17 protein-coding genes and 1 tRNA gene are annotated in these 16,345 nt (G+C 64.9%); 11 read left to right on the forward strand and 7 right to left on the reverse strand.

Translation table 11 applies throughout. The annotated features are described in order from the left end of the window. The first annotated feature begins 161 nt into the window (after window positions 1–161). From ECTPHS_RS04155 to speA, 3 genes are all read left to right on the forward strand, one after another. Entirely contained in the window at window positions 162–761 is a 600-nt protein-coding gene (locus ECTPHS_RS04155) for an ATP-binding cassette domain-containing protein (RefSeq protein ID WP_008931433.1), read from the forward strand. After that, window positions 758–1,555 carry an iron export ABC transporter permease subunit FetB gene (fetB, locus tag ECTPHS_RS04160; RefSeq protein ID WP_008931434.1) on the forward strand — a complete coding sequence of 266 codons (798 nt, stop codon included), beginning with the start codon at window positions 758–760 and terminating at the stop codon, window positions 1,553–1,555. Before ECTPHS_RS04155 ends, fetB begins: the two co-directional genes overlap by 4 nt. A 140-nt stretch (window positions 1,556–1,695) precedes the next feature. Then, complete coding sequence (gene speA, locus ECTPHS_RS04165; protein ID WP_008931435.1) at window positions 1,696–3,576, forward strand: biosynthetic arginine decarboxylase; 1,881 nt, start codon at window positions 1,696–1,698, stop codon at window positions 3,574–3,576. Window positions 3,577–3,597: 21 nt separating this feature from the next. Here speA and ECTPHS_RS04170 read toward each other — a convergent pair whose 3' ends face one another. Then, window positions 3,598–4,362, reverse strand: coding sequence for an SDR family NAD(P)-dependent oxidoreductase (locus ECTPHS_RS04170; RefSeq protein ID WP_008931436.1), 765 nt, complete (start codon window positions 4,360–4,362; stop codon window positions 3,598–3,600). Window positions 4,363–4,493: 131 nt separating this feature from the next. Between ECTPHS_RS04170 and ECTPHS_RS04175 the strand changes: the two genes are divergently transcribed. From ECTPHS_RS04175 to ECTPHS_RS04195, 5 genes are all read left to right on the forward strand, one after another. Continuing rightward, window positions 4,494–4,569: transfer RNA gene (locus ECTPHS_RS04175), tRNA-Thr, on the forward strand. A 106-nt stretch (window positions 4,570–4,675) separates the two neighbouring features. Continuing rightward, the gene (locus tag ECTPHS_RS04180; protein ID WP_008931437.1) at window positions 4,676–5,182 is read left to right on the forward strand and encodes a glutathione peroxidase; all 507 of its coding nucleotides are present in this window, start codon (window positions 4,676–4,678) and stop codon (window positions 5,180–5,182) included. 89 nt (window positions 5,183–5,271) lie between these two features. After that, complete coding sequence (locus ECTPHS_RS04185; RefSeq protein WP_008931438.1) at window positions 5,272–6,390, forward strand: TRAP transporter substrate-binding protein; 1,119 nt, start codon at window positions 5,272–5,274, stop codon at window positions 6,388–6,390. 69 nt (window positions 6,391–6,459) lie between these two features. Continuing rightward, window positions 6,460–7,011, forward strand: a complete 552-nt coding sequence (locus tag ECTPHS_RS04190; RefSeq protein WP_008931439.1) for a TRAP transporter small permease subunit — start codon at window positions 6,460–6,462, stop codon at window positions 7,009–7,011. After that, the gene (locus ECTPHS_RS04195) at window positions 7,001–8,326 is read left to right on the forward strand and encodes a TRAP transporter large permease subunit (protein ID WP_008931440.1); all 1,326 of its coding nucleotides are present in this window, start codon (window positions 7,001–7,003) and stop codon (window positions 8,324–8,326) included. Before ECTPHS_RS04190 ends, ECTPHS_RS04195 begins: the two co-directional genes overlap by 11 nt. A gap of 19 nt (window positions 8,327–8,345) precedes the next feature. On the opposite strand, the gene ECTPHS_RS04200 is transcribed toward ECTPHS_RS04195, so the two are convergent. Continuing rightward, window positions 8,346–9,113 carry a sulfite exporter TauE/SafE family protein gene (locus ECTPHS_RS04200; protein ID WP_008931441.1) on the reverse strand — a complete coding sequence of 256 codons (768 nt, stop codon included), beginning with the start codon at window positions 9,111–9,113 and terminating at the stop codon, window positions 8,346–8,348. 82 nt (window positions 9,114–9,195) lie between these two features. On the opposite strand from ECTPHS_RS04200, the gene ECTPHS_RS14760 reads away from it, so the two are divergent. The 3 genes from ECTPHS_RS14760 (at window position 9,196) to ECTPHS_RS04210 (ending at window position 10,795) form a co-directional block, all read left to right on the forward strand. Next, on the forward strand, window positions 9,196–9,339 hold the full coding sequence (locus tag ECTPHS_RS14760) for a hypothetical protein (RefSeq protein WP_008931442.1): 144 nt from the start codon (window positions 9,196–9,198) through the stop codon (window positions 9,337–9,339). 395 nt (window positions 9,340–9,734) lie between these two features. Then, on the forward strand, window positions 9,735–10,370 hold the full coding sequence (locus tag ECTPHS_RS04205) for a thiol:disulfide interchange protein DsbA/DsbL (protein ID WP_008931443.1): 636 nt from the start codon (window positions 9,735–9,737) through the stop codon (window positions 10,368–10,370). A gap of 107 nt (window positions 10,371–10,477) precedes the next feature. Continuing rightward, on the forward strand, window positions 10,478–10,795 hold the full coding sequence (locus ECTPHS_RS04210; RefSeq protein ID WP_008931444.1) for a hypothetical protein: 318 nt from the start codon (window positions 10,478–10,480) through the stop codon (window positions 10,793–10,795). A gap of 77 nt (window positions 10,796–10,872) precedes the next feature. On the opposite strand, the gene spoT is transcribed toward ECTPHS_RS04210, so the two are convergent. The 5 genes from spoT to ECTPHS_RS04235 form a co-directional block, all read right to left on the reverse strand. Then, a complete protein-coding gene (spoT, locus tag ECTPHS_RS04215; RefSeq protein ID WP_040405072.1) occupies window positions 10,873–13,056 on the reverse strand; it encodes a bifunctional GTP diphosphokinase/guanosine-3',5'-bis pyrophosphate 3'-pyrophosphohydrolase in 2,184 nt (727 codons plus the stop codon). Between the two features lie 57 nt (window positions 13,057–13,113). Next, a complete protein-coding gene (gene rpoZ / locus ECTPHS_RS04220; RefSeq protein ID WP_008931446.1) occupies window positions 13,114–13,374 on the reverse strand; it encodes a DNA-directed RNA polymerase subunit omega in 261 nt (86 codons plus the stop codon). A gap of 43 nt (window positions 13,375–13,417) precedes the next feature. Next, on the reverse strand, window positions 13,418–14,050 hold the full coding sequence (gmk, locus tag ECTPHS_RS04225) for a guanylate kinase (protein WP_008931447.1): 633 nt from the start codon (window positions 14,048–14,050) through the stop codon (window positions 13,418–13,420). A gap of 79 nt (window positions 14,051–14,129) precedes the next feature. Beyond that, window positions 14,130–15,182 carry a thioredoxin fold domain-containing protein gene (locus tag ECTPHS_RS04230; RefSeq protein ID WP_008931448.1) on the reverse strand — a complete coding sequence of 351 codons (1,053 nt, stop codon included), beginning with the start codon at window positions 15,180–15,182 and terminating at the stop codon, window positions 14,130–14,132. 84 nt (window positions 15,183–15,266) lie between these two features. Further along, entirely contained in the window at window positions 15,267–16,277 is a 1,011-nt protein-coding gene (locus ECTPHS_RS04235) for a class 1 fructose-bisphosphatase (RefSeq protein ID WP_008931449.1), read from the reverse strand. Between the last annotated feature and the right edge of the window lie 68 nt (window positions 16,278–16,345).

Genomic DNA, 16,345 nt, shown 5'->3' on the forward strand with positions numbered 1-16,345 from the left:
ACCACCTACATAAGCTGGGGGCACCGGACTCACCCTAGCGAACCCCGACCATGGGCGCAAGTCTCCCGGAGATCACCTTCACGACCGTTATAATGAATCGATTTCGCCCCCCGGAACCTCACCCCTCCCCTACCCTTACGGAAGATTCATCGGACAGGCCCTTGCTGCTCCAGATCCAACAGCTTCAGACCCCCCAGGTCGGCCCCCTGGACCTCGCCCTTGGCGCCGGAGAACTGGCCCAGGTGGCCGGTCCGTCCGGTGCCGGCAAGTCCCTGCTGCTGCGCGCCATCGCCGATCTGGACCGCAATGAAGGCCTGATCCGACTGGAAGGACAGCCCCGACAGGCCCTGAGCGGGTCCGACTGGCGACGCCGGGTGGGCTACCTGCCGGCGGACCCGGCCTGGTGGGCGGACACGGTGGGGGAACATCTGCAACCGGGTGGTGAACACTGGCTGGAAGCCCTGGGTTTTGGCCCGGATGTGCGCACCTGGACCGTGGACCGGCTCTCCAGCGGAGAACGGCAACGCCTGGCGCTGGTGCGGGTACTGCAGAACCGGCCCCGGGTCCTGCTACTGGACGAACCCACCGCCAATCTGGACCCGGACAACACCCTGATCATGGAAGGCCTGATCCGGGATTATCTGCGCGACAGCGATGCCGCCGCCCTGTGGGTCAGCCATGACGCGGAGCAGCGCAACCGCCTGGGTGGCCGCCTCTTTCTGATGGAAAGCGGTCGACTGTTGGAGCAGTCAAACGGATGAACGTCATCGCCCTGTCACCCCTGGACCTTACCCTGGCGGCCCTGCTGGTGATTGCCCTGGCGGCGCTGACCAGCCGGGTGGGCATGGGGCTGTCGAAGAGCCTGCTGATCTCGGCCGCCCGCACGGTGGTGCAACTGCTGCTGATCGGCCTGGTGCTCAAGACCCTGTTCGAGCATGCCGCCCTGCACTGGGTGGCCATCATGGCACTGGTGATGCTGCTGGTGGCGGGCCGGGAAGTGGTGGCCCGACAGGGGCGACGATTCACCGGCTGGTGGGCCTACGGCATCGGCACCCTGGCCATGTTCGTGTCCGCCTTCACCGCCACGGTGTTTGCGTTGACCGTCATCATCGGCCCGGCACCCTGGTGGGAGCCCCAGTACGCCATCCCCCTGCTGGGCATGCTGCTGGGCAACACCATGACCGGGATCGCCCTGGGCCTGGACCGTCTCACCCAGTCCGCCTGGCAACAGCGCCGGGTGATCGAGGGCCGCCTGATCCTGGGGCAGACCTGGACCGAGGCGATCCGGGACATTCGCCTGGATGCCGCCCGTAGCGGCCTGATGCCCATCATCAATGCGATGGCGGCGGCGGGCATCGTCAGCCTGCCCGGCATGATGACCGGTCAGATCCTGGCGGGCACACCGCCCATGGAAGCGGTGAAATACCAGATTCTGGTGATGTTTCTCATCACCGCGGGCACCGGATTCGGTACCCTGGGGGCCATCTGGCTGGGTTCCCGGCGCCTGTTCGACGAGCGGGAACGACTGCGGCTGGACCGCCTGAAGGCCGGATGAACCGCATCAGGCCACCGGCGGTCGAAAGCCCGTTGCAGGCTCCCCGGGGTCACGGCATAGGGAGTATCATACGCCCGCTTTACCGGGTCGGCGTCCCAGTGACACCGACCCTCCATTCGCGCTGATCGACAAGGCCCATCATGACAGATTGGACGACGGATAACGCCCGCCAGACCTACAATATCCCCCACTGGAACGGCGACTACTTTCACATCAATGAGCAGGGCCGCGTGATCGTCCGGCCGCCCGCCCATGCCCGGCATCCGGGCGTGGACCTGTTCGAACTGGTGAACCATGTATCCGGCCTGAACATCGACGTGCCGGTGCTGGTGCGCTTTCCGGACATCCTCTGCGACCGCGTGAAGCGACTCACCGAGGCCTTCGATCAGGCCATCGAGGACAACGAGTTCCCCGGCCGCTACACCGCCGTCTATCCCATCAAGGTGAATCAGCAACGCAGCGTGGTGGAGCGCATCCTCACTTGTGGCGGCGAGCGGGTGGGCCTGGAGGCAGGCAGCAAACCGGAACTGATGGCGGTGCTGGCCCTGGCCCGCCCCGGCGGGGTGATCGTCTGCAACGGCTACAAGGACCGGGAATACCTGCGTCTGGCCATGATCGGCCAGCTGCTGGGACACCGGGTCTACATCGTTATCGAAAAACCCTCGGAACTGAACGGCGTCATCGAGGCCGCCCGCGACCTGGGGGTCCGCCCCTCCCTGGGCATGCGGGTGCGGCTGGCCTCCATGGGCAAGGGCAAGTGGCAGAACACCGGTGGCGAAAAGGCCAAGTTCGGCCTCTCCGCCGCCCAGGCCCTGAAGCTGCTGGACCAGCTGCGGGACCACGACATGCTAGACTGCATGCAGCTGCTGCATTTCCACATGGGTTCCCAGATCGCCAACATCCGCGACATCCAGTCAGGCATGTACGAAGCCTCCCGCTTCTTTGCCGAACTGCATCGTCTGGGCGCCCCCATCCAGGTGGTGGACGCCGGCGGCGGCCTGGGGGTGGACTACGAGGGCACCCGCTCCCGCAACCTGTGTTCCATCAATTACAGCCTGCAGGACTATGCCGACAGCCTGGTGCGCATCCTGGCCAACACCTGCCGGGAATACGACCTGCCGCCAACGGAGATCTTCACCGAGTCCGGTCGTGCCATGACCGCCCATCACGCGGTGCTGATCACCAATGTGATCGACACCGAGCGTGCGCCGGTGGCCGCCGACATCCAGCCCCCCGACGAGGAGGCCCCGGCGGTGCTGCTGGACATGTGGAGCCTGTTCGAACGCACTGCCGAGAGCGCCCCCACCGAAGTCTTCCACACCATGGTGGACTGGCTGCGGGAAGTGCAGTCCATGTTCACCCACGGCCTGCTGGACCTGGAGCACCGGGCCTTGGCGGAGCAGATCTACTTCGCCACCTGCCGACGCCTGCTGACCCGGCATGCCCAGCGCCTGCCCCGGGATATCGCCGACGAACTCACGGAAAAGCTCTCGGACAAGTATTTCTGCAACTTCTCCGTGTTTCAGTCCATCCCGGACGTCTGGGCCATTGACCAGATCTTCCCCATCATGCCCCTGCACCGGCTGGACGAGCGCCCCACCCGCCTGGGGGTACTGCAGGACCTCACCTGCGACTCCGACGGCCACGTGGACCGCTACGTGGACGGCGAGACCATCGTCCCCAGTCTGCCCCTGCACGAATTCCGCCCCGGGGAACAATATCTGCTGGGGATCTTCATGGTCGGGGCCTACCAGGAGATCCTGGGGGACCTGCACAACCTGTTCGGCGACACCGACGCCATCAACGTGGTACTGACCCGGGACGGCGGCTACGAAGTGGTGGAACCGGAACAGGGGGACACGGTGGAGGAGCTGCTGCGCTATGTGCACTTCGACACCGAGCTGTTGGCAGGCGCCTATCGCACCAAGGTGGCGGCCGCGGGCCTGGACGAAGCCACGCAGCGGCAGATCCTCAAGGAACTGGACAACGGCCTGTCCGGGTACACCTACCTGGAAGACTGATCCGGCGCGGGACACCCCCCGTCAGTGGGCGGTCATGCCCCCGTCCACCAGATAATGGGCGCCGGTGATGCCACTGCCGGCGTCGGACAGAAGCAGCGCGGCCACGGCGGCGATCTCCTCGTTGGTGGCATAGCGCCCCAAGGGGATGCGGGTGACGAAGTCGTGCTTGACATCGTCGCCGTGTCCCGGGTTTGCCTGCTCCTCGATGGAGCGCATCATCCGGTTGTCCACCGGACCGGGGTTGACCGTGTTCACCCGGATGCCCTCCGACCCCAGTTCCACGGCGGCGCAGCGCATCATCCCCATCACCGCGTGCTTGCTGCTGACATAGGGTGCCAACCCGGCCGCACCCCGCACTCCGGCCACGCTGGCGGTGATCAGGATGGCGCCCCCTCCGGCCCGACGCAGCGCCGGTACCGCCGCCTGCAGGCCATGACGCACCCCGTGCAGATTGACCGCGAAGACCCGCTCCCAATCCTCATCGGTGGTGGATGCCAGCGGCCCCACACGGCCCTCGATGCCGGCATTGAGGAACACGCCGTGCACCGCTCCGAAACGCTGTTCCGCCGCCTGGATCATGGCCTGGTTCTCCTCCCGCCGACTAACATCCACGGCCATCCCCGCCGCCCGCTCTCCCAGCGCCGCGGCCAGCGCCTCCACCCCATCCGCCTCCCGGTCCGTCAGCAGCAGCCTGGCCCCCTGGGCGTACAGCAGACGGGCGGTGGCCTCGCCGATGCCCCCCGCCGCGCCGGTGATGACGATAACCTTGTCATTGAACTGGCTCATGGTGATGCCTCCTCCGTTGAACGGTCTGTGTTGAGTCCTGACGCCTCATGCACTAAACTTAGCAGCCTTTCCGCGCACCTGCCGCGCCCTTCCTGCGGTCTGTGCAAGGATCCAACCGGTTTTCGGTGCCCGCCGGCATAGCTCAGTTGGTAGAGCAGCGCATTCGTAATGCGAAGGTCGTAGGTTCGACTCCTATTGCCGGCACCATTTGCAGTGATGAAAAGCCCGGCAATGCCGGGTTTTTTTTCGCTTCGTGACCAGGATATGCTGCGGGAAACCCATGCCTTTCCCCCTCTCTCACGGAGCGTTCCCCATGGCCACCGCACCCGGCACTGTCCATACCTTCGAGGCCAACGACATCCAGGGCCGGACCCGCGCCCTGTCGGAATTCCAAGGCCGCGTCCTGCTGATCGTCAACGTCGCCAGCCACTGTGGATTCACCAAACAGTACAACGGCCTGCAGGCCCTGCAGGATCGTTTCCATGACCGGGGATTCGACGTACTGGGCTTTCCCTGCAATCAGTTCGGCAACCAGGAACCGGGCAACGAGGCCCTGATCGCCGACTTCTGCACCACCCGCTTCCAGGTGAGCTTTCCCATGTTCGCCAAGGTGGAGGTCAACGGCGCCGGCGCCCACCCCCTGTTCCGTCACCTCAAGGCCGCCGCGCCAGGTCTGCTGGGTTCCCAGGGCATCAAGTGGAATTTCACCAAGTTTCTGGTGAACCGCCACGGCCGAACCGTCCGGCGCTATGCCCCCAATGTGCCGCCGGAAGCCATCGCGGGGGACATCGAGCGACTGCTCGAAGCGCCACCGACCTAGTCGGCCCGAGGTTGTCACGCGCAACCGGTTTGGTTCATATTCCAGAAAACAACATCACAATGAACCCACCACCGAGGAGCATCAAGGCCATGTCCATCAAGCGTCGTGATTTTCTCAAGGCCGGCACCGCCGTGGCCACCGGAGCCGCCATCATCGGGGCACCGGCCATCGTCAAGGCCCAGGAGCGTTTCAACTGGCGCATGACCACCACCTGGCCCGCCGGCCTGCCCTTCTTCCAGACCGGCCCCGGCAGCGCCACCGACTTCGCCCGACGGGTGGAGGAGATGTCCAATGGCCGTATCCGCATCCGGGTCTATTCCGCCAATGAACTGGTGCCCGCCTTCGAGGGCTTCGATGCCGCTTCCTCCGGCCGCCAGGTCCAGCTCAATCACGGCTGCGCCTATTACTGGGCCGGCAAATCCTTCGCCGCCCAGTATTTCACCACCGTCCCCTTCGGCATGACCTTCCAGGGTCACAACGCCTGGCTCAACGAGGGGGGCGGCTATGAACTGTACGAGGAAGTCTACAAGCCCTTTGACCTGGTCCCCCTGGTGGTGGGCTGTACCGGGGTGCAGCCGGTGGGCTGGTTCCGGCGCCCGGTCGAGGGTCTGCGGGATTTTCGCGGCCTGAACATCCGCATGCCGGGACTGGCCGGAGACATCTACAACGCCATCGGCGCCAATGCCCGCCTGCTGCCGGGCGGTGAGCTGTTTGCCGCCCTGGAGCGGGGCGCCATCGACGCGGCGGAGTGGGTGGGTCCCTACTCCGATCGTGAACTGGGGCTGCACCGGGCCGCCAAGTTCTACTATTCCTCCGGCTGGCACGAACCGGCCACCAGCACCGAGGTGGTGGTCAACCGCCGTGCCTGGGAGTCCCTGCCCAAGGACCTGCAGGCCATCATGCGCAATGCCGCCGCGGCCTGCAACATCACCTCCCACACCTGGCTGGAGGCCAGAAACGCCGATGCCCTGGACGACCTGGTGACCAATCACGGGGTGCAGTTCGGACCGCTGCCCGACGACGTGATTCAGGCCTTGCTGGAGGCCACCCGGGACATCCTCGGCGACCGGGCAGCCAGGGATCCCCTGGTGCGCAAGGTGCACGAGAGCTATTTCCGCTTCAAGGCCCGCCATGACCGCTGGCAGCAGAACTCGGAAACGGCCTTCCAGACCCAAATCCGGGACCTGGGAGGAAAGATCCTGGCCTGAGCCTGCTCCGGAGCCCCACCCACGGGGTGGGGCTCCTCCGACCCACTGACGGGATCATCGGAGATCGTCATGTCCCGCCTCCTCCTTCGCTTCGAGCATGTGCTGTACCGGATCACCAGTCTGGCCGGTGGAATCTCGGCCATCGCCATGGCTGCCATGATCCTGCTGATCTTCGGCAACATGACCGCCCGCTACGCCCTCGGCACCGGCGCCGTATGGCTGCAGGAACTGGAGTGGTATCTGCTCTCCCTGAGCGTGATGACCGGCATTGCCTATGCCATGCGTTCCGATGAACACGTTCGGGTGGACGTCTTTTCCCATCGTCTGAGCCGCGTGGGCAAGCTGTGGCTCAACGGCATCACCATGGTGCTGGTGGCCATCCCCATCGCGGCCCTGGTCCTGTTCTACACCTGGCCCTTCGTCAGCATCTCCTATGTACGCGGCGAGGGCTCGCCCAACGCCGGCGGCATGCCCTGGCTGTTCCTGCCCAAGGCCATGATCCTGCTGGGCTTTGCCCTCATTATCAGCGAAGCCCTGCGGCAGACCCTGAGCATCGGCCGCCGCCTGCTGTTCCATTACCGTCGCCCCGGGTCCCGCCGGAGGATTGCCCATGCCCCTTGAGTACATCGCGCTGATGATGGTGGGCGCCTTTTTCATCCTGGTGCTCACGGGGATGCCGGTGGCCTTCGCCATTGCCGCCGTGGGGTTCGTGTTCGGCTTCATCGGGTTCGAGGGCTGGCTATTCGAGCTGCTGCCCTCACGGATCTTCGGCACCATCACCAACTACACCCTGCTGGCCATCCCGCTGTTCGTGTTCATGGGGGTGATGCTGGACAAGACCCGGGTGGCGGAACGCATGCTGGAAGTGATCGGCCATGCCAGCGGCGCCCTGCCCGGCGGCATGGCCCTGGCGGTGATCCTGGTGGGCGTGCTCATGGGCGCGGCCACGGGCATCGTCGGGGCGGCCATCGTTACCCTCACCCTCATGGCCCTGCCCACCCTGATCCGACGGGGCTACAAGCCGTCGGTGGCCTGCGGCACCATCTGTGCCTCGGGCACCCTGGGGCAGATCATCCCTCCCAGCCTGGTACTGCTGGTGCTGGCGGATACCATGAACCTGTCCGTGGGCAGCCTGTTCGCCGCCGCCCTGGTGCCGGGCCTGCTGCTGGCCGGACTCTACGTGCTCTACCTCCTGTTCCTGGCCTGGTACAACGCGGCGGACGTACCGGCCATTGACGCCGCGGAACGGGCCACCATGAGCAAGGCCCAGCTCTGGAAGGATCTTTTCACCTCGGTACTGCCGCCCCTGGCCCTGGTGGGGGCGGTGCTGGGGGCCATCATCGGCGGCATCGCCGCCCCCACCGAAGCCGCCGCCGTGGGAGCCGTGGGCGCGGTGGTGGTGGCGGCGCTGATGCGGCGCCTGAGCCTGCCGGTGTTCAATGAGGCACTGATCATCACGGTGCGCATCACCGCCATGGTGTTCTTCGTGCTGATTGCCTCCCAGGTGTTCGCCCTGGCGTTCCGGGGGCTGGACGGGGAGTTCCTGGTGGAGGCCATGTTCGACTGGGTGCCCGGCGGCCCCTACGGCACCCTGCTTTTCATGATGCTGCTGATCTTCCTGCTGGGATTCTTCCTGGAGTGGATCCAGATCACCTACATCGCCGTTCCCCTGTTCATGCCCTTCCTGGCCGGCTATCCGGAATTCTCCATGGTGTGGATTGCCATCCTCATCGCCATGAACCTGCAGACCTCGTTCCTGACACCGCCCTTCGGGTGGTCGCTGATCTTCATGAAGGGGGTGGCGCCCAGGGGGATACGAACCGCGGACATCTACCGGGGGGCGATCCCCTTCGTGATCATCCAGCTGCTGGCCCTGGGGCTGCTGATCCTGTTCCCGGGAATCGTGCTGTGGCTGCCGGGGGCAATCGGGTGGTAGGCCGCGGTTTGACGTCGAATCAATGTAAGAAGAACAGCACCGTGGTCACCGCGCCGACCACCACGATGCCGTTGCGCAGGAGTGCCGGCGGCAGTACCCGGCCGATGCGGGCACCGGCCAGGCCACCCAGGACCGCCGCCAGGGCCATGGGGGGGATCTCGGGCCAGGAGATGGCGCCGCCCCAGGCATAGATGACCACCGCCATCAAGGTGAGCACGGCGGAGAGCAGGTTCTTCAGCCCGTTGGCCACGTTCAGGTCATTGACCCCCAGCAGGCGGAACATGGCCAGCATGACAATGCCCATGCCGCCGTTGAAATAGCCGCCGTAGCCGCACACGCCCAGCACGCCGAGTCGCCCCCAGAAGCCGCCGGTGCCGTGGCTGCGTCGCGCCAGGTACTGGTTCAGACGCGGCCCGAAGGCAAACAGCAGGGTGGCAAAGAGCAACAGCCAGGGCACGATCACCCGGAAGGCCTCGTTGGAAGTCGCCAGCAGCAGCAAGGCCCCCACCGCGCCCCCGGCCGTACCGATGAGCACCACCCCCAGCACGGTCATTCCCCGGGGCGCCCGGATCAGATCCCGGTAGGCCCAGGCGCTGGCCAGATAACCGGGCAATAGTGCCGCCGTGCCGGTGGCGTTGGCGGCCACCGGGGGCACGCCGGTAAAGACCAGGGCCGGCAGGGTGAGAAAACTCCCCCCTCCCGCCAGGGCGTTGATGATGCCGGCCACAAAGGCGGCGATCACGATCAGGGCAAGATCAAGCAGTTCCAGTGTCACGGGAATGGACATCCTTCAGGGGGCGACGGCGACCGGGAGGGAACAACGCCCGGCAAGATGCGCTCCAATGATAACAAGCCCGGAGGACCTTCCCATGGACATCCCCCTGTTGATCATCGGCGCCCTGCTGCTGGGCACATTGACGGCCTGGTACGTGGGGATGTTCCCCTACCCGGTCGGCTGGCTGCTGCTGAGCGTGTTCTTCATCGCACGCTTGATCCAGATCAGCCAGGGCTGAACCCGGTAAACGGGCAAATCTTCCGCAAAGCCTTTATAATCATCCACAATCACCCGCACGGCCTTTCGTCTGTCAAGCAGGCCATACTGCCGGTCAGGCCTTGAAAGACCACGGACAAGGCACCATGAATCATCAGACCGTCGAGTCCCGGATCCGACGGTGATGCGGCCCTGCCTTCCCGGACGGAAAGTGCTGTATTGCTGCCCGGGCGGCGTTAGGCGGATCATGACGTCCGCATACCGGTGACACCGGCACCCCAACAGAATCTCCCAGTCGGACCCGGCCCTGTCCGGGACAGCGGGGTGTCAGCCCAGCCGATGGGCACCGTTCGTCCACATCATGAATGGCGACACGATGAACCCTTGTACCACCCAACCAGCCCCTGGAGCGATGCCATGTCCCTGAGCCGACGCCGTTTCAACCAATTGCTTGCCGGTGGCCTGGGGGTCGCCCTGGCGCCCAACGTCCTGGCGGGACTGGTGGAAGGACAGGACTGGCGCGCCATCGCCCGGCCCCAGTCGGAAGCCCCCGAAGGCAAGATCGAGCTGGCCAAGTTCTTTTCCTACGGCTGCCCCTTCTGCGGCCAGCTGGCCCGGGTGATGAAGCCCTGGCTGATGGAACTGCCCGACGACGTGGTGTTCCGACGCATTCCCATCTCCTTCAACCGTGCCGCCTGGGCCAATCTGGCCCGCCTGGCGCTGGCCCTGGAGGAAACCGGTCTGGCCGCTGAACTGGATCAGGCGGTATTCGACGCCGTCGGCGTGGACCGGGAACCCCTGTTCACTGAAACCGCCATTCTGGACTGGCTGGCGGACAGGGACGTGGATACCGAGGCATTCCGCCAGGTGTTCAATGCCTCCCATATTCGTGCCCAGGTGGCCCGCAATGATCGCCTGCAGGCCCGCTTCGGCATCAACAGCGTCCCCACTCTGGTGGTCGACGGCCGTTTCGTCGTGGTTGGCGAACAGGCCCGCAGCTTCGACGACATCCTTGAGATTGCCGGGGAACTCATTGACAAGGCCCGGGCCTGACCCGGGCCGCTCTTCCTCTGATGAACAGGAGTCATGACCATGACAGATGCCCTGTCCCAGTCTTTTCCCGCAGCGCCCCAGGCGCCCAACCCCATGATGTCCTAGCCATGAACGATACTTCCCAAGCGATTTCCCCCCGTCGACGCCTGCAGACCCTGCTGGCAATCCCCGACAACCAGCGCACCGAGGAACAATGGGACGAGATCATCGAACTGGAGATCTCCCTGGCGCCCGTCAACCAGATCTCCGGCGGTGAGAAGCAGGCTGCCGAAACACGCGGCGGCGGCAGCAGTCAGCGCCAGGCCCGCGGGGCCAGACAGCCAAGATCAGGAAGCAGCGGGAATGGCCCCCGCACCAAGAAGACCTTCAAGAAGCCGGCAAGCGCCTCCAAGGCCCCGGCCCGGGGTGCCATCAGCAGCGAATGACGACCGGGTGACGGCCGGCGGGGCCAGGATCACCTTCCCCGCGGCCCCGACCCCCCGCCCTCATCTCGCCCGGCTCGTCAGCCTCTGGCGCGAGCGATGCGCAGAACCTCGGGGATACGCCTCAGGCGACGCATGATATCCGCCAGATGCTTGCGGCTGCGGACACTCAGGGTGAAGGTGATCGTGGTGGCGTGGCCATCCCGCTCGTCGAAGGAGACGTGCTCGATATTGGAGCCCATGTCCGCGATCCCCGCCGCCAAGCTGGCCAGCACGCCCCGCTTGTTGGCGGTCTGGATACGCACGGTGGCAGCATATTCCTGGGTGCTGTCCGGCGCCCACTCCACCGTGATCCACTTGTCCGGCTTGTCCCGGTAGTCGGCCACGTTGCGGCAGTGTTCCCGGTGGACCACCAGGCCGCGCCCGGTGCTCATGACCCCGACGATGGGATCGCCGGGGATGGGATTGCAACACTTGGCAAAGGACAGCACCATGCCTTCGGTGCCCTTCACGGCCAGGGGCCGCCCCATGCCCGCCGGAGTGGTTTCCATGGCCGAGGCATCGGCATCCTCCGTCACGGACAGGCGCCTGGCCACCAGGGCCGCCATGCGGTTGCCCAGCCCCACGTCCGCCAGCAAAGCCTTGACATCCGGTAGCTGCAGCTCTTCCAGCAACGCGCGCAGACGCTCCTCGGGCACCTGCTCCAGTGAGAGTTCATAGACCGACAGGGCCTTTTCCAGCAGCCGGCGGCCAAGGCTGACCGCCTCGTCCTGCTGCAGGTTCTTGAGGTAATGCCGGATGGCTGTGCGGGCCTTGCCGGTGACCACGAAGTTCAGCCAGGCAGGATTGGGGCGAGCACCGGGAGCGGTGATGATCTGTACCGTGCGACCACTCTCCAGCGGGGTGGAAAGCGGTGCCAGGCGACGGTCGATCTTGGCCGCCACGCAGGTGTTGCCCACGTCGGAATGTACGGCGTAGGCAAAATCCACCACGGTGGCGCCCCGGGGCAGTTCCATGATGTCTCCCTGCGGGGTGAAGATGTAGACCTCCTCGGGGAACAGGTCCACCTTGACGTTTTCCAGGAACTCCATGGAGTTGCCGGCGGCCTGCTGGATCTCCAGCACCCCCTTGAGCCACTCCCGAGCCCGGTCCTGGGCGGTGGCGGAGTGCCGATCCCCGGCCTTGTAGAGCCAGTGGGCGGCGATGCCGGTCTCCGCCACCCGGTCCATCTCCTCGGTGCGGATCTGCACCTCGATGGGGATGCCGTGAGGCCCGAACAACACCGTGTGCAGGCTCTGATAACCGTTGGCCTTGGGAATGGCGATGTAGTCCTTGAAGCGCCCCGGTACCGGCTTGTAGAGGTTGTGCGCCACCCCCAGGGCCCGGTAACAGGTATCCACGTCGGCGACGATGATGCGGATGGCGAAGACGTCATAGACCTCCGAGAAGGACAGACGCTTCTGCTTCATCTTGCGGTAGATGCTGTAGAGGTTCTTTTCCCGGCCGACGATGCGGGCCTCAATCCCCACTTCCTCCATGCGACCGCAGATGGCGGTCTCGATCTTCTGCATCACCTCCTTGCGATGGCCCCGGGATTTCTTGACCGCGGCATCCAGCACCTTGTGGCGCATGGGATAGTGGGCGGCAAAACCGAGCAGTTCCAGTTCCCGGCGGATGGCATTCATGCCCAGACGCTGGGCAATGGGGGCATAGATATCCAGAGTCTCCCGGGCCACCCGCCGGCTCTTGTCCGGCCTCAGTGCGCCCAGGGTGCGCATGTTGTGCAGACGGTCGGCCAGCTTCACCAGGATCACCCGCAGGTCGCGGGTGATCGCCAGCATCATCTTGCGGAAATTCTCGGCCTGGGCCTCGGCCTTGGAGCGGAACTTGAGGTGGGTGAGCTTGGAAACGCCGTCCACCAGTTCGGCCACGTCCTCGCCGAACTCCTCGATGATGCGTTCCTTGCTGATGTGGGTATCCTCCATGACGTCATGGAGGATGGCGGCGATGATGCTCTTGTAGTCTATCCGCATCTCGGCCATGGTCTTGGCCACGGCCAGGGGATGGAAGATGTAGGGCTCGCCGCTCTGACGGGTCTGGCCTTCGTGGGCCTCCGCTCCGAACAGATAGGCCCGATAGACTTCCTTGATCTGCTCCGGCTCCAGATAGCATTCCAGATACGCGCACAGGTCGCCGGCCATGAATCGGGTGGAATCCAACGGCTGCGGGCTGGGTATCGTGGGGGTGGGGGCGCTCTCGACCATGGCGGCTGTCACGCGGAGTGGCCCTGTTGCGGTTCCCGGAGCAATCCGCAGACGGGGCTAGATCTCCGAGTTGACCTCCTCGTCACTGACCTTGGACTGTGCGGCGTGGTCACGGGCGGCCACTTCGTCCAGGACTTCCGGCCCCACCAGACCGGCGGCGATCTCCCGCAGGGCGACCACGGTGGGCTTGTCGTTTTCCCAGTCCACCTGGGGGTTGGTGCCTCCGGCAAGCTGACGGGCGCGCTTGGCGGCCACCAGTACCAGATGGAAACGGTTTTCCACGTTGTCGAGACAGTCTTCTACGGTCACTCGTGCCATGGCCGGCAGTACTCCTGAAAAAACGGCGGGAAAACGTTCAATATTAGGGGTTCGGGCACCGGGATGCCAGCAATTCGCTCAGCAACGCCCGTTTGCTGTGGTGCTGGGGCCACATGCGCAGCCGATTGGCGGTAAAGATGGCCTTCAGGTCCGCCAGGGCATCCTCGAAGCAGTCGTTGACCACCAGGTAGTCGTATTCCACATAGTGAGTCATTTCTTTGACCGCGTCCTGCATGCGCCGTTCGATCACCGCGGCGCTGTCCTTGCCCCGGGCCTGGAGCCGGGCACGCAGGGTGTCCCGGGAGGGCGGAATGATGAAAATGGACTGACAGTCGGGCATCAACTGGCGCACCTGCTGGGCACCCTGCCAGTCGATCTCCAGGATCACGTCCCGACCCTGATCCAGTTCCGCCTCCACCGCGGCCCGGGACGTGCCGTAATAATGGTCAAAGACCCGGGCATGCTCCAGAAAGGCCTTGTCCTCGATCATGCCCAGGAACTGCTCCGCATTGACGAAGTGATAGTGGGTACCGTCCACCTCCCCCTGCCGGGGCGGACGGGTGGTGTGGGAGACGGACACCACCAGATCCGGACGGGCCTCCAGCAAGGCAGCCACCAGGCTGGTCTTGCCGGCCCCGGAGGGTGCGGACACGATGAAGAGGGTTCCCTTGACCAAGATGCAGACTCCCGGCTTGACGACTGGATGACCCGCTAGGGTAACTCAAGGCGGGGGACCGATGCAGCCCGGACAGGGATCAGTCCATCAGATCCACCTCGATCCCCTGCTCATAGAGGGACTGGGCGCGCCGGTCCAGGTAGCGCTGCAACTCCGGCTCGTCCCGGTAGGCGCCGGTGAGCACATACTCCATCAGGGATTGCACATGGAAGGTCCGCAGATAGCCTTCGGCCCGGATCACCTCGCCGTCCTCGGGGGTGTAGAAAGCCAGCGTGGGGGTGTAGAGCACACCGCTGTCCCGTGCCCAGGCCGCCGCGCTGGTCTGCTCGCCCTCGGGGGTGATGACCCTGTCACGGCCGGCGACATCGATCTGCGCCACCTGGAACCGGGCCAGCAGCGCCTCGCTGTCGGGGCGGGCCAGGATATCCAGGTGCAGTTCATCGCAGGCGGAGCACTGGGCCTGCTCGAACAACACCAGCAGGGGCCGGCCATCCTCTCTCAGGGCCGAGGCCAGGTCATGGGGCGGCTGCAGCCAGCCGTCGCGGGCATGCAGCACCCCCGTGGCGGGCTCCGGCGACAGTTGTTCGAAATACGCCTGGAAGCTGATGTCGTTTTCCCGCCGCTCCCCGATCCAGGACAGCGCCGCGCGGAATCGATGGGGCTCGAAATAGCCGTTGATCCGCCCGACCACCTGGAACTCCTCGTTGAACATCAGCAGGGTGGGGGTGAACTGGACATTCAGATCCCGGGCAAAATCCTTCTCCGTGGTGTCGTGCCCGGCCATGTCGGTGACTTCCCGATCCCCCCACATGTTGATGGCAATGACGTTGAAATGCCGCCGGGTCAGGTCGGCGATGTCGCGCTGGCCGAAATTGTCCCGCACCAGCTTTTCGCAGTAGGGACAACCGTCCTGATAGAAATACAGCATGAGTCGCCGACCGGCATCCGTGGCCTCCTGAACGTCTTCCCGAATATCCAGAAAGGACTCATGGAACCAGGGCGGCGGTTCAACCCAGCCCGGGTTGACCATGCCCGGCTCCAGACGGGCTTCCTGGGCCGGTGCGACGCTCCAGGCGGACAGCGCGACCAGCACCACCACCGGGATGAGCGTGAACGATCGAACAGGGTTCATGGCAACCTCCTGGCCCGCCTGGGGCCGCTGCGGTGGATGTTCCCCAAAACGGCGGGACCCGGCAAAGGCCGGGTCCTGATGACATCATTCGTGGTGATAGGCGGTCACCCGCTCCACCTCGTGGCGCGACCCCAGCACCACCGGCACCCGCTGGTGGATGTCCTCGGGGTTCAGGGACATGATGCGCTCCCGTCCCGTGGTGGCGGCGCCTCCGGCCTGCTCGATGATGAAGCCCATGGGATTGGCCTCATACATCAGTCGCAACTTGCCGCCCTGGCCCTTGGCCTGGATCTTGGTGTCCATGGGGTACATGAAGATACCGCCCCGGGTGAGGATGCGATGCACCTCGGCCACCATGGAGGCGATCCAGCGCATGTTGAAGTCCTTGCCGCGGGGACCGTCCTTGCCTTCCAGGCACTCGCTGATGTAGCGCTTCACCGGCGCCTCCCAGAACCGCATGTTGGAGGTGTTGATGGCAAATTCCTGGGTATCCGCCGGGATCTGCACGTTGGAGTGGGTGAGCAGGAATTCACCGAAATCCCGGTCCAGGGTGAACATGTTGGTACCCCGCCCCGTGGTCAGCACCATCATGGTGGAAGGGCCGTAGAGACAGTAACCAGCGGCCACCTGCTCGGTGCCGGGCTTGAGGAAGTCCTCCTTGGAAGGATTCTTCACCCCCGGCGGGGCCTTGAGGATGGAGAAGATGGTCCCCACCGAGACATTGACGTCGATATTGGAGGAACCGTCCAGGGGATCGAACAGTACCAGGTACTTGCCCCTGGGGGCGCTCTCCGGCAGGTGATGGACGTCATCCATCTCCTCCGAGGCCAGGCCGGCCACATGGCCGTTGTGGGCCAGGGCCTCGATGAAGATCTCGTTGGAGATGATGTCCAGCTTCTTCTGTTGCTCCCCCTGGACGTTCTCGGACCCGGCGGTGCCCAGCACCCCCACCAGATCCCCCTTGTTGACGAGATCGGAGATCTTCTTGCAGGCCACCGCGATGTCGTTCAGAAGGCCGGTGAACTCGCCGGTGGCCCCCTCGAACTGGCGCTGGGTCTCGATGATGAAATTGGTCAGCGTGGTACCGATATACATGGATGGTGTTCCCTTGGTGGTGTTGAAACCGTCCGGCGCGGCACTGTTATTGTGATGTTCCCCTATCG

It is taken from the genome of Ectothiorhodospira sp. PHS-1, assembly GCF_000225005.1.
Taxonomy (GTDB): Bacteria; Pseudomonadota; Gammaproteobacteria; order Ectothiorhodospirales; family Ectothiorhodospiraceae; genus Ectothiorhodospira.

What these genes read in the sequence shown, in the direction of transcription:
- ECTPHS_RS04205 (WP_008931443.1), top strand. Translation starts at nt 9,735, where the DNA reads ATGTCCCTGAGCCGACGCCGTTTCAACCAATTGCTTGCCGGTGGCCTG.
- ECTPHS_RS04170 (WP_008931436.1), bottom strand. Translation starts at nt 4,362, where the DNA reads ATGAGCCAGTTCAATGACAAGGTTATCGTCATCACCGGCGCGGCGGGG.
- ECTPHS_RS04230 (WP_008931448.1), bottom strand. Translation starts at nt 15,182, where the DNA reads ATGAACCCTGTTCGATCGTTCACGCTCATCCCGGTGGTGGTGCTGGTC.
- ECTPHS_RS04235 (WP_008931449.1), bottom strand. Translation starts at nt 16,277, where the DNA reads ATGTATATCGGTACCACGCTGACCAATTTCATCATCGAGACCCAGCGC.
- ECTPHS_RS04185 (WP_008931438.1), top strand. Translation starts at nt 5,272, where the DNA reads ATGTCCATCAAGCGTCGTGATTTTCTCAAGGCCGGCACCGCCGTGGCC.
- fetB (WP_008931434.1), top strand. Translation starts at nt 758, where the DNA reads ATGAACGTCATCGCCCTGTCACCCCTGGACCTTACCCTGGCGGCCCTG.
- ECTPHS_RS04210 (WP_008931444.1), top strand. Translation starts at nt 10,478, where the DNA reads ATGAACGATACTTCCCAAGCGATTTCCCCCCGTCGACGCCTGCAGACC.
- ECTPHS_RS04195 (WP_008931440.1), top strand. Translation starts at nt 7,001, where the DNA reads ATGCCCCTTGAGTACATCGCGCTGATGATGGTGGGCGCCTTTTTCATC.
- ECTPHS_RS04200 (WP_008931441.1), bottom strand. Translation starts at nt 9,113, where the DNA reads ATGTCCATTCCCGTGACACTGGAACTGCTTGATCTTGCCCTGATCGTG.
- spoT (WP_040405072.1), bottom strand. Translation starts at nt 13,056, where the DNA reads ATGGTCGAGAGCGCCCCCACCCCCACGATACCCAGCCCGCAGCCGTTG.
- ECTPHS_RS04190 (WP_008931439.1), top strand. Translation starts at nt 6,460, where the DNA reads ATGTCCCGCCTCCTCCTTCGCTTCGAGCATGTGCTGTACCGGATCACC.
- rpoZ (WP_008931446.1), bottom strand. Translation starts at nt 13,374, where the DNA reads ATGGCACGAGTGACCGTAGAAGACTGTCTCGACAACGTGGAAAACCGT.
- ECTPHS_RS04180 (WP_008931437.1), top strand. Translation starts at nt 4,676, where the DNA reads ATGGCCACCGCACCCGGCACTGTCCATACCTTCGAGGCCAACGACATC.
- speA (WP_008931435.1), top strand. Translation starts at nt 1,696, where the DNA reads ATGACAGATTGGACGACGGATAACGCCCGCCAGACCTACAATATCCCC.
- ECTPHS_RS14760 (WP_008931442.1), top strand. Translation starts at nt 9,196, where the DNA reads ATGGACATCCCCCTGTTGATCATCGGCGCCCTGCTGCTGGGCACATTG.